Annotated in this window: 9 protein-coding genes; 6 read left to right on the forward strand and 3 right to left on the reverse strand. The window is 61.3% G+C overall.

Annotated features, from left to right (window positions below; all coding sequences use genetic code 11):
* Positions 1-5: 5 nt before the first annotated feature.
* Positions 6-914: a LysR family transcriptional regulator gene (locus CPI83_RS12870; RefSeq protein ID WP_020908025.1), complete on the reverse strand. Its 909-nt coding sequence runs from the start codon at positions 912-914 to the stop codon at positions 6-8.
* Positions 915-1,021: 107 nt separating this feature from the next.
* Between CPI83_RS12870 and dapA the strand changes: the two genes are divergently transcribed.
* The 6 genes from dapA to CPI83_RS12905 all read left to right on the forward strand — a co-directional run bounded on the left by dapA (position 1,022) and on the right by CPI83_RS12905 (position 8,388).
* On the forward strand, positions 1,022-1,915 hold the full coding sequence (dapA, locus tag CPI83_RS12875; protein ID WP_060938946.1) for a 4-hydroxy-tetrahydrodipicolinate synthase: 894 nt from the start codon (positions 1,022-1,024) through the stop codon (positions 1,913-1,915).
* Between the two features lie 48 nt (positions 1,916-1,963).
* Entirely contained in the window at positions 1,964-3,268 is a 1,305-nt protein-coding gene (locus CPI83_RS12880) for an HNH endonuclease signature motif containing protein (RefSeq protein ID WP_097387300.1), read from the forward strand.
* A 123-nt stretch (positions 3,269-3,391) separates the two neighbouring features.
* Entirely contained in the window at positions 3,392-3,904 is a 513-nt protein-coding gene (locus CPI83_RS12885) for a GNAT family N-acetyltransferase (protein ID WP_042952066.1), read from the forward strand.
* 93 nt (positions 3,905-3,997) lie between these two features.
* Complete coding sequence (locus CPI83_RS12890) at positions 3,998-6,022, forward strand: glycosyltransferase family 39 protein (protein WP_097387301.1); 2,025 nt, start codon at positions 3,998-4,000, stop codon at positions 6,020-6,022.
* Between the two features lie 34 nt (positions 6,023-6,056).
* A complete protein-coding gene (locus CPI83_RS12895) occupies positions 6,057-7,310 on the forward strand; it encodes a hypothetical protein (protein WP_097387302.1) in 1,254 nt (417 codons plus the stop codon).
* 574 nt (positions 7,311-7,884) lie between these two features.
* Complete coding sequence (locus CPI83_RS12905) at positions 7,885-8,388, forward strand: MarR family transcriptional regulator (protein WP_020908019.1); 504 nt, start codon at positions 7,885-7,887, stop codon at positions 8,386-8,388.
* 36 nt (positions 8,389-8,424) lie between these two features.
* Here the strand turns inward: CPI83_RS12905 and CPI83_RS12910 are convergent, their stop codons facing one another.
* Both CPI83_RS12910 and CPI83_RS12915 read right to left on the reverse strand, forming a co-directional pair.
* On the reverse strand, positions 8,425-9,456 hold the full coding sequence (locus CPI83_RS12910) for an iron-siderophore ABC transporter substrate-binding protein (RefSeq protein WP_020908018.1): 1,032 nt from the start codon (positions 9,454-9,456) through the stop codon (positions 8,425-8,427).
* 182 nt (positions 9,457-9,638) lie between these two features.
* Complete coding sequence (locus tag CPI83_RS12915) at positions 9,639-11,498, reverse strand: DUF4012 domain-containing protein (protein WP_097387303.1); 1,860 nt, start codon at positions 11,496-11,498, stop codon at positions 9,639-9,641.
* Positions 11,499-11,624 lie beyond the last annotated feature (126 nt).

Raw genomic sequence — 11,624 nt, forward strand, 5'->3', positions numbered from 1 at the left:
TGCCGCTATTGCTCGGCGTCCAGCATTTGCGGGACGGCCGAGCGAAGCGCGCTTGTCACGGTTGCGACCGCCGGGTGAGCGTCGGAGCCCGCTCGGTGTGCGATCTTGGTCCTTCGTCGAATGGGCATCGGCGTCAGGCGCACTCCGAGCGGCGGATGGATTGCTCCGAGTTCCGGGACCAGCGAAACGCCCTGCCCTGCAGCGACGAGGGCGAGAACGGTGGCGAACTCGTCGATGTGGTGTCGCACTTTCGGGGTGAACCCGGCCGCTTGGCACGCGCGAATGGTCATTGCATGACAAGCAGTTCCGGGGATCGCAGTAATCCAGTGCTGCTCCACGCAGTCGGTCAGCGCGGTAATGGTGCTGTCGGGATCTGTAGCGGTGTCGTTCGACGCCAGATAGACCGATTCGCTGCACAGAGGCAACGCTGTCAGGCCCGGTTCGCTGGGACGAGGGACGAAGTCGTAGTCGTGAATCAACGCCAAGTCCAGATTCCCAGCTCGTAGGGCGTCGGCGACGTCCGCTGGGTCGATCTCCGAAACCATCGGTTCCAACCCGGGATGCTCGCGAGAGAGGGCGATCAATGCCGGCGGGAGGATCGCCCGTGCGGCGGTCGGGAACGTTCCGATGCGCAGCGGCCCCGCCAGTCCACGACGCGCGTCGACCAATTCGCCCGACGCCTGCTCCAGGCGTTGCAGGATGACTTCGGCATGACGTGCGAGGTTCTCACCGGCCGGCGTGAGGCGGACGCGACGGCCTGTTCGTTCCAGCAGCGGCACGCCGGCTTCACGTTCGAGGACGGCCAATTGCTGCGACACCGCGGAGGGACTGAACGACAGCGCCTCGGCAACGGCAACGATGGTTCCGCGCAGCGCTAGTTCGCGCAATAGCTTCAGTCGACGAACATCGAGCATCAGCTCAGCTTACGCTCGACGATGGAAATGCGAACTAGACCTACAAGGTCTGTTCGGTGAGGCTGAGTTCTATGACTATGACTATGACTATGACTATGACTATGACTATGACTATGACTCGAGTTGACCTGGCCGGAATCCATGTACCACTGATCACGCCCTTCGAGAGCGACGGTCGTATTGCAACCGACGCACTCGAACAGCTTGCGCACCAGGTCCTCTCCGAAGGTGCGGTCGGACTCGTTGCACTGGGGACTACAGCGGAAACCGCAACCCTCACCGAGGAGGAGAGAGTGACCGTTCTGGATATCTGTGCGAGCGTGTGCCGTGCGAGAGGTGCGACGTTGATCGTGGGCGCGGGTAGCAACGACACGGCGGGCAGTGCGCAGGCGCTCCGGAGGCTGACTCGGTGGCCTGACGTCTCGGCCGCGTTGGTGCCGGTTCCCTCCTTCACGAGGCCGTCGAAAGCCGGTGTGGTGGCGCATTTCGCGCATCTGCAGTCGTCGAGCCCCGTGCCGCTGATCGTCTATCACGTGCCGTACCGAACTGCGTGCGATCTGGACAGCGACACTTTGCGGGAGTTGGGTGCTTTGCCCGGGGTTGTTGGTGTGAAGTATGCCGCGGGCGGTATCGACGCAGCTGCCGTCGAACTCTTCGCGGATCTTCCGGACGACTTCGCCGTACTGGCGGGGGATGATCTGTTTCTCGCGCCGCTTCTGGCCTTGGGTGCGTCAGGTGGAATCTTGGCGTCCGCTCATCTGTCGACCGCCGAGTTCGTACGCCTGGTGAAGGCTTGGGACAGTGGAGATGTGGACAGTGTTCGCGATCTTGGACGACGGTTGTCGACGCTGTCAGGAGCTCTCTTTTCCGAATCGAACCCGACTGTCATCAAGGGCGTGTTGCATGCATTGGGGCAGATTCCGACTCCCCATGTGCGACTGCCGTTGCTGCCTGCGAGTGACGAATCGGTAGCGCGGGCGCTCGAGGTCTACCACTCTTGACTCGAACGAGTGTTCGAGTATTGTCTGGGGTGGGGATCGGGGGATTCAATGAGTGTTCTGTTGTCGGATGTGGTGTCTGGTTCTGCGGTGGGGTTGCGCGGACGTCTGTGGCGGTTGTCTGCTTCTGAGTTGCGTGCTGCTGCTATCGAGGCGAGTGCGGAGATTCTTCGCCTCGAGGCTGTTCGGGTGGCGGTGGTGGACCAGTTGTCGTTGCGGCCCGATGATCAGGTGATCGCGAGCCGCGGGGTGGGTTGCTGGTTGGCGGCGAACACGATGCTGCAGGTTCGGGATGGGAAGAAGATCGCCGCGTTGGGTGCGGCGCTTCGGCCTTTTCCGGCGGTGGCTGCCCGGTTCGATGGCGGGGATTGCTCCTTCGATCATGCCGTGTTGATCGTGGCGTTCTGCGAGTCACCGCCGAAGGGGATGCCGGAGGAGGCGCTCCCTCGCTGTATCGACTTGTTGCTGGCTGCCGCTTCCGGTGTCGAGGCCACGACCACGAAGGTCCGGAACGTCATCGCAACCTTGGAGCGAGTGTTCGAGTCCGATGAGATTCCGCCCGCCGAAGACATCGACCGCAACGAGCTCCGGATCGCGTCGACGTTGAATGGTCGGGTGGTGGTGCGCGGGGATTTCGATGCTCTCACCGGGGAAATGTTGCTGTCGGCGTTGTCGAATCTGACGATGCCCACCCCGGCACCGGATGGAACTCCGGATTCTCGGTCGGCGGCGAAGCGGACGGCGGATGGGTTCACCGAACTGATTCGCCGTTACCTCGACTGCGCGAAGACCGGTGTCGATGGTGGTCAGCGTCCGCATGTGAACGTGCACATCAACGCCCGCGATCTGGCGGAGCATCGTGACTGCGCCGCCGCCCCCTCGCCCGATGGTGTTGCTGTGGCTGTGTCGGATCTCGATGTCGGGCACATGCCGTGGCTCGGGCCGCTGTCGGTATCGCAGACCAGACTCCTCGGGTGTGACTGCTTCCTGTCCACTGTTCTGCTCGACGGTCACGGCGCGCCGTTGGATGCGAAACCCGGGAAACGGTTGGTCACTGCGGAGCAGCGAGTGGCGTTGATCGCGAGGGACAAGGGCTGCGCGTTCCCGGGCTGCACATGTGTGCCGGCGTGGACGGATGCGCACCATATCCGGCACTGGGCCAACGGCGGCCCGACGGTGATGAACAACCTTGTCCTGCTGTGCCGTTCACATCACCGGTTGATGCACCGCAAGTCCGGGTTCGTCGGGAAATGGGTGATCCGCATCGGCGTCGACAACAAACCGTGGTTCATCCCGCCGCCCTCGATCGACCCGCAGCAGCACCCGCGATCGGCGAACACCACATTCAAAACCTGACTGAGTGGTGAGACCCGTTCAGATACACAACTTCACGTCGATAGGCTTCAACTCGGAGATACATCCGGGTTGGGGCCTGGAGGCCGTGTTGTTGTGAACGGCTGCAGATATGGGGGAGGTCATATGGTTGTGGACGTTGTGCAAGCGGTCGAGAGCGATGGGCCGGAGATTCTGGCGCTGCGGCACGCGGCAGAAGACTGGTTGGCAGAACGCGGAATCATCCAGTGGCGCCCACGCGAAGTGTCTGTCGAGCAGGTCGGGGAGCAGATTTCGAGAGGGGAGTTCTTTGTTGCGCGAGACCGGGCGCAGTCAAGGATTGTCGGCGCCCTGCGGTTGATCTGGTCAGACCCCGTGGTCTGGCCCGATTCGAACGAGCCTGCCGGCTACGTGCACGGATTGGTTATCGATCGAGAATTTTCGGGCACTTCGTTGGGCGAACGCTTACTCGTCTGGGCCCATCGACGGTCCGCGGAGGAGGGCGCGCAGTACTTGCGGCTCGATTGTGTCGAAACGAACGTGCGGTTGCGCCGCTACTACCGAGACGCGGGTTTCGCCGAGGTAGGGCGTCGTGACTTCGGAGATGTTGTCTACAACGGTTGGTTCAGCGTCGTGCTGTTCGAGCGTTCCCTGACCTGATTCATTCACAGCAACTTTCCAGCCGGCTCCCAGTGCCGCCGGGGTTGAAAGCGCGATCGTTGGCAGGACAGTAACTCGTGAAGGGACTTCCTGATGACCGCCGTTCTGCATCCGGCCCCGCCTCAGCGGCCGGCACCAACTGCCCATCGAGCCGAGCCCTCGCCGTCGTGGTTCCGCACTCGCCGTACAGGATTGGCGCTGACGATCCTGTTGGCAGCAACGGCGGTCTTGTATTTGTGGAATTTGACCGCGAGTGGCTACGCCAACACCTTCTACGCTGCGGCAGCGCAGGCCGGCTCCCAGAATTGGAAAGCGTGGGTCTTCGGTTCCCTCGATACCTCGAATTTCATCACTGTCGACAAACCGCCCGCTTCATTGTGGGTCATGGGTCTGTCCGGACGAATCTTCGGATTTTCGAGTGCCAGCCTTCTTGTTCCGCAGGCGTTGATGGGCGTCGGATCGGTTGCGCTCGTGTATGCGGCCGTCAAACGAGTGGCGACGCCGGCTGCGGGTCTTGTGGCGGGAGCTGTGTTGGCAGCTACGCCCGCTGCCGCCCTGATGTTCAAGTTCGACAATCCCGATGCATTGCTTGTTCTGCTCATGACTCTCGCCGGCTACTTCGTGATTCGCGCCATGTGCACGGCGGTGGGTCGACGAGCCGCAATGTGGGTGGCGCTCGCCGGAGTCGCGCTGGGCTTCGCTTTTCTCACCAAGATGTTGCAAGGGCTGATGGTGTTGCCTGCATTTGGTGCCGCGTATTTGATTGCCGGACAGGTGCGCTTGCGGACTCGCCTGTTCCACCTGGTGATCGGTACTGCGTCCGTTGTCATATCGGCTGGGTGGTGGGTGTTGGCAGTGTGGCTGTGGCCCGCTGATTCTCGCCCGTACATCGGCGGATCGACCAACAACAGCGTCATGGACTTGGTACTGGGATACAACGGATTGGGTCGACTTTTCGGGAACACCGGTGGCGGAATGTCCGGTGGTAGTAGTGGAATGGCTGGTGGCAGTGCAGGTTCCAGCTTTGGGGGAAGTGCCGGACTCGATCGGCTGTTCGGCAGCGAGATGGGTATCCAGATTTCCTGGCTGATTCCTGCGGCACTGATCGCGTTGGTGTTCGGACTCCTCGCCCGTGGGCGTGCACCGCGCACAGATCTTCTCCGTGCGTCGTTGATCCTGTGGGGTGGTTGGTTTCTCGTTACCGGCCTGATCTTCAGCTACATGTCCGGAACGATCCACCCCTATTACACAGTTGCGCTGGCGCCTGCTGTTGCGGGGATGATCGGCGTCGGTGGATACGCCCTGTGGTTGGTGCGTGCCCGCTCGATCGGACGCTGCGGCTTGGCGGCGATGATGCTGGCCGCAGGAATTTGGAGCTGGGTGTTGTTGCACCGCAATGCCGAATGGCTGCCGATGCTGAAGTGGATTCTGTTGGCGGGCACTGTCGTCGGCGCGATCCTCGTTCTGGTGGGAGCCAAGGGTCGATTTCGCAAGCTCGCTGTCGCTGGATTGATCATCGGTTCGTTGGCAGGGATAACCGGTTCGGCGTCTTACGCGATTGCCACTGCCGCAACAGCGCATGGTGGGTCCATCCCGACGGCAGGACCAACCGGCGCCGTGTCCGACTCGGGAATGGGCGGGGGAGGAGGCATGGGTGGGGGCCAAGGGCAGGGAGACGGTGAGGCTCTGCCGAACTCTGATGTCGCGAGCAGTAATCCGAAGGCGAGTGGGCCAGGAACAACGAGTGGGCCAGGAACAAGCAGTGGTAGCGAAAGTACTTCCGAGTTGACGGCAATGTTGGTCAATGCGGGCACCACGTGGTCGGCCGCGACCAACGGATCGCAAAGCGCAGCAACCTACGAGTTGACCAGCGATACTGCGGTGATGGCGATCGGCGGTTGGAGTTCTGATCCCGCACCGACGCTGGACCAGTTCATCGCGTACGTGGCAGACGGCGAGGTCCACTACTACATCGCCAGTGGCCAGGGCGGAAGCCCGAAAGACAGCCAAGGCGGGGACAGTACGTCGAGTGCTATTCAGGAATGGGTCGAAGCGAATTTCTCGTCGACAACGGTGGGAAATTCCACGATCTACGACCTCAGCGGGTATGTCGGATAGCGACGTAGTTGTTGTCGTAGGCAATGATCGAGAAATGTCTGGGCGCACCGCACACGAGTCGAACCGTCGCCGCGAGCAATGGACCTGGCGCGACGGGCTGGTGATCGTCTCGATCGTCGCATTGGGAACTGTTGTCGCAGCGGTGACGAACGAGGGCACGGGCACGTCGATTCCCGGCTGCGAGTCGGTGGAATCGCCAGGTCCGCCGGTGCGCATCAACTACGGTTTTACCGGTGAGCCCGGTTATGACGACCCGGACTATCCATGGTTCTCGGGACCGAAGGCCACCGCCATGAGCGACGCACTACTCGAATCGTTGCCTTCCGATGTCGACGTTGCATTTGCGAGTCCATCGAAATCGCTCGAGTTTGCGCCGATCCAGAATTACCGGGGCGTTTCGTTTCCCGACGGGGTCGACCCGATCGAGTTCAGCGGTTCGACGTCGGCGAAGGGAACCTTGACTCGCGTCGGGCGGACTGCGGATATCTCGGTTCAGGTTCGTGCATGGGATCAGCCGGTGCCACGGTGCCTGGAGGGGCTGGTGGATCGGCGGGAGTATCTCGCGAACGGAACAGTGCTCGATATCTCAGATTTCGAGGACAGAGCAGATTTCGAAGACAAAGACGGTTCGGAAGTCGGGGGCGAGCGCGGTGTAGTCGCTTATCTCGGTGACGGATCCAGAGTTGTTGCGAGCATCGACACATCGACCGGGACTTCGACGGATACTGGTCCGCTTTTGACGATGGACGAACTGATCGCGGTCGCGACAGCGCCCGGGCTCGCTGTGACTGAGCCGGTCCCAGACTCGACGCCGCCACCGATGGCATCCTGCTACACCGATTCCATGAATGCCGGTCCACCTGCGACGCGCATGGATATCGACCGACTGAATCAGTTGCTCGATGCACGTTGGAAGGATCTCGGCGCAGAAGAGGTCACTTTGGAACGCTCGCTCGGTTCGCTGGTTCCGGATGACTACGGACGGGGAGGGGCGTGCGAACGAATCGTCGTCTCGACATCGGACGGCCGCGGTGATGTCGAGATATCGATTGGTACGGCCGTCCCGGAACCAGGCGCGATCCTGACGTTGCCCAACGCCACCACGGTGACTCGCCTGGTCGATCCCGATGGCTCGGGCGATGACACGGTCCGGGTTGTTCACCCCTCCGGCGAAACAGTAGTGGTGACCCAGTTCGTGACATCGGCTGGCTCCACATCGGCGTCGCCTTTGACGATCGAACAGCTCGAGTTCATCGCAACGACTCCAGGGCTGGTGATTTCGCGGTAGTAGTGGACGCGTCTCGGTTACCGTGTCGCGAATGGCAGGAGAAATTGGTCGGTGGCGTCTGTTGATTTGCGTAGTAGGCATGGCTTCCTCGATCGGGCTCGTGGGATGCACAGTCGATTTGGAGCAATCGTCACCCTCGCGGGAGACACCAGTCGGTGGTCTTTCTGCAGGTTCAGAGTGCCCAGGCGACCCCATTGTGGAGGCGGCATTGGCTGACGCACTGCGCTCACGAGCATCCGAGTTACCTACTGGATTGACAGTCGGCGGCGGGTCGTTCGATAGTGAATCGCGAAATGTCCGCCTCGATCTGTGCGTCGTGGATACCGACCCGCGCGACTCGGCTTCGTTGACCGCCCGGGCCATTCAGGCTTCGCCTCTTGGTGATTCGGTGAGCTCGATGGTCGTCCAAGTCCGCGAGCCGAATGGGTCGGCGACGACGGTGACGTGTGCCGACTTCACAGCGCACGACTTCTCGGGCGACCCTGCGGCGACGCGGAATGCGTGGGTGTAGGCATCAGCTGGCAGAATCGGAAGTCAATGTTCTTGTTGTCGAGTGACGTCGGAGGCTCAACGAATGGGCGATGCCAGCCCTGCTCGCGGTGACGACTTCTCCACGTGGTTCATTGACCAGTTCTCCGTGTACTGGCAGTCCGGTGGTGGAGCTCGCATCGAGGGACGCATTGCGGGCTATTTGTTGATCAGCGAGTCGCCAGGGGTCAGTGCCGAAGAGTTGGCGCAGGCACTGGGAGCCAGTCGCGGATCGGTGTCGACTTACATTCGCCGGTTGATCGACCGGGGGTTCGTCAAGCTCACGCGTAAGCCTCGGGATCGGACTCACTACTACGTCATGGATTCCGACGTGTGGGGCGGATTCCTCGAAACAGAGCATGTGTATCTCGAGAATCAACGCAAACTCGCGACTGAAGCACTGCAGTACGCAAATCCCAACGGCCCCGCCTACATTCGTGTCCTCAACATGCGCGATTACATGGGGTGGATCATCGACAATCGAATGTTGAGTAGCGAGTGGATGCGATTCAAAGCCCAACGCGACGGCAAGAAGCCCGCATCCGAATAGGACGCGGGCTTCTCGATCGCACGATGCTGATCTACATCATTCGTTCAGCTTCGCGATTGCCTCGTCGATCATCGGCACGTAGCGCTCGAGCGACCAGGGCACGGTCAGCGGGTTGATCATCGAGGAACCGGTGACGAAGGGCTGCTCGGTCGGAGCGATGACAGTTCCCCGAGTCACAGCGGGGATGGCCTGGTAGGCCGGCTGCGCTTCGATCTCGGCCCGATTGGCCGGGTCCGAGTAGAAGGTGAAGAGCAGGTCGGACTTGTCGAGGAGGTTTGCGTTCTCGAGGCCGATGACGGCGGAGTCTGTTCCTTCAGATTCCGTCAAGGTGTAGACGACGGGATCCACCTGCAAGCCGAGTGCGCGGACCATGGCCACGCGCTGCTCTTCGGCGAAGAAGACGCCGAGGGTTCCTGGGCCCGTGTTGTAGATGAAGGAGAAGCTGACGTCGGCGTAGTTCGGATGTGCTGCAGTCGATTCCGCGAACTGCGACTTGATCTTGTCGATTTCGGCTGTCGCCTTCTCGGATTCGCCCATGGCTTTGCCGATGACGTCGATCTGGTCTTCCCACGTGATGGTCCACGGACTCTCGGCGTAGGCGACGGTCGGCGCGAACGCGTTCAGTGAGTCGAACTGCTGCTGTGTGATGCCGGACCAGGGGGCGAGGATCAGGTCGGGTTCGAGAGCGATGATCGCTTCGATGTTGAGATCGGTTCCGCCGGTGAACTGCTCTGGCAGTTCGCCACCTTGCTTAGTGACCGCTTCGTGGACCCACGGCAGATATCCGGTGTCGTCGCTGCCCCATGCGTACTTTTCGACGCCGACGGGGATCGTGCCGAGCGCGATCACGGTCTCCGCCGACCCCATGCCGAGGGTCACGATCCGCTCAGGCTTTTCGGTGATGACGGCTTTTCCGAGCGCACTTTCGATAGTGACGGTTTCGAAGTCGCTGCTGCTTGATTCGGTTGCGGTGTCGTTGTTACTGCATCCGCCGATTACCAGGGCGGCAATGACCAATCCACTCAGCGCCACAGTTCGGCGAAGTGAGCACACACGGGCGTATCGCATGGGGAACCTTCCGTTGTCGATGCGCCGAGGAGTGAGACTCCGACGGATCGCAGCCGACGGCCGGTTCCAGGCGCGTCAGGAAGCATAGGCTAGCCTTCATCAAAGTTTCAAATCTGTTGAAAGTTCACTAGCCCGGCAAACGACGACATGCCAGGGGCCTCGTCGACGTTTGCCGGTCAGGCTCAGCAGCTAGGAACGTCGACGGTAATCTTCGGGTCGTCGACAAGCGGCTGGACCGGTACGCGAGCTTCGCCCTCGGCTGTGGGCTCGGTCAGATCGAACTTCAGCTCAACGGTCTTCCCTCGCGGAATGACGGCCCTTGTCATGAATGCCGGGTGACCCTGTTCGGTTCCGTTGACGGCAAACGAAATCTGCCCGCCCACGGAGACGGCGTCGAGTTTGGCGCCGGCTGTCGCCAGTAGGGTGACTGCAGCCACATTGGTGCCATTGGGCAGTCGTCCGGGGTTGTCGACGATCCCGCTGACATATTCGGTCAGTTCGGTGTCAGGTGCGTCGTTGGTCAGTCGAACAGTGACGGTTGTCTTTCGGGTGTCGCCCGTGCAGGGTTTGGCCGTGTAGTCGATTTCTCGTGTGAGGTAGTAATCGAGCTTGTTGCCGGCTTGGTTGTTGATCACCACGCCGGCATACGGCGCAGCATCATCGGGAATCGCATGCCCGAGGACGGTGTCGGCAAGAACCGATTGTTCGTCGGGGTGAGAGCTCCACACTGCGATTCTGCCCTCGCTGACGCCTCTGCCCAGAGCCTCCAGTAATGCGCTCGGCGACTTGATGTTCCCGGTCATCTTCGCCACGACACGGGCCGCGATTGTCTGCAGATACTGCTTTCGTGCCTTGTTGTCGGAGGGAAAGCGAGCGTACGCAGTCGACTCGGTCAACTCAACGACGTTGTCGGCCGTCACCGACTCTCCGTCCGGCATCTCTACTGGCCCCACCGCCTCGAGGAGGTAACTCAGTGCTATCGGATCGGTCGCTATTGCACCGTCGACCATCTCACCCCCGGACTCCTGTGACCACAGGGACTGCCAGATCTGCGCTGCGTAGGGAAAGTGTGAGCTGAGGTTGCTGTTGCGAAAATCGGTGGTCGGTCGACTGTTTCCGTACAGCTGATTGAAGTCAGGACCAAGGTCTATCGGTTGATTGTCCAGTGTTAGTTCGGAGTTGGGGGAGAGCGTGTCCACCCGAGCGGCGCCGTTGTCGACTCGGACGATGCCGTATCCACCCAATAGACCGCCGGTTCCTCGGGCTTCGGCATTGGTCTGGAAACCGATGAAGTAATTCCGCGGTCCGTCGGTGCCGAGCATCGCCGGTGCGATGCGCGCCGCGGTGGCGGTGTTCGTCAGGAGGGTAGCCAGTTCGCTTGTCTGCGACTGCAATTCTGCTCTGGCATCGTTAACTCGGCCCAGGTACTTTGATTCGCGAACTTCCTGTGCCTGCGACGACAGCAATTCCGCGGCGATAGCTGTTTCGTCCAATTTCGGTTCCGCTTCGCGTAACGGTGCGAGTGCCAAGCGTCCACCAGGCTGCACCAATTCCGTTGGTGCGAGTGAAGTTCCGACAGTGACAGCGGGACCGAGAACGTCACGCGTGAGTCCCTGAACGACCTCGGTCATCTGACGCGTCGTGTCGAAGGGCGACCCGATGACCGGAATTGCGGCGGCGATGTTCCAGGGGAGTGAATGGGTGTTGTCGTACGCTGCCGATGCGTTTCGATCGGCTTCCGCCGCGGCGGACTCTGCGACCCCGGTATCCCCGGCCAGAAGTGCACTCTTCGCCGATTGTGCATGGTCGCGAGCTGCTTCAAGGTTGTCTTTCGCCTCGTATGCCGTGTACCCGAGCCAGGCCACGAAACCGCCCACGACCAGTGCCGTTCCCGTGATTGCGAGTGCAGTTCGACGGCCTCCCGGCAGGGTGACCGTCCTCTTCGGTTCGCGCTCCGGGCCCCTCGGTGGGATGGTGTTGGAGCCGCTCGGTTCAGCCCCGGAATCGTCGTCGGACTTTGGTCCCACCGTGTCGTTGTTCATCCGCTGAAGCTCCTGACGTTTGAGTGCGTGAAAGCTGCGTCGACATGTCTAGCAGTGTTGGCCCAGTGGTGAAAACTTAGACGAGACAGTAGGGTTCGGTTCGGCCGTTCGTGGTGTTCGCTCCCA

Origin of the sequence: Rhodococcus sp. H-CA8f (assembly GCF_002501585.1) — a bacterium.
Classification (GTDB): Bacteria; Actinomycetota; Actinomycetes; order Mycobacteriales; family Mycobacteriaceae; genus Rhodococcus_F; species Rhodococcus_F erythropolis.

Excerpts from the sequence above, each read along its gene's own strand:
- CPI83_RS12915 (WP_097387303.1), bottom strand. The coding sequence starts at position 11,498 with ATGAACAACGACACGGTGGGACCAAAGTCCGACGACGATTCCGGGGCT.
- CPI83_RS12880 (WP_097387300.1), top strand. The coding sequence starts at position 1,964 with ATGAGTGTTCTGTTGTCGGATGTGGTGTCTGGTTCTGCGGTGGGGTTG.
- CPI83_RS12885 (WP_042952066.1), top strand. The coding sequence starts at position 3,392 with ATGGTTGTGGACGTTGTGCAAGCGGTCGAGAGCGATGGGCCGGAGATT.
- dapA (WP_060938946.1), top strand. The coding sequence starts at position 1,022 with ATGACTATGACTCGAGTTGACCTGGCCGGAATCCATGTACCACTGATC.
- CPI83_RS12895 (WP_097387302.1), top strand. The coding sequence starts at position 6,057 with ATGTCTGGGCGCACCGCACACGAGTCGAACCGTCGCCGCGAGCAATGG.
- CPI83_RS12870 (WP_020908025.1), bottom strand. The coding sequence starts at position 914 with ATGCTCGATGTTCGTCGACTGAAGCTATTGCGCGAACTAGCGCTGCGC.
- CPI83_RS12905 (WP_020908019.1), top strand. The coding sequence starts at position 7,885 with ATGGGCGATGCCAGCCCTGCTCGCGGTGACGACTTCTCCACGTGGTTC.
- CPI83_RS12890 (WP_097387301.1), top strand. The coding sequence starts at position 3,998 with ATGACCGCCGTTCTGCATCCGGCCCCGCCTCAGCGGCCGGCACCAACT.
- CPI83_RS12910 (WP_020908018.1), bottom strand. The coding sequence starts at position 9,456 with ATGCGATACGCCCGTGTGTGCTCACTTCGCCGAACTGTGGCGCTGAGT.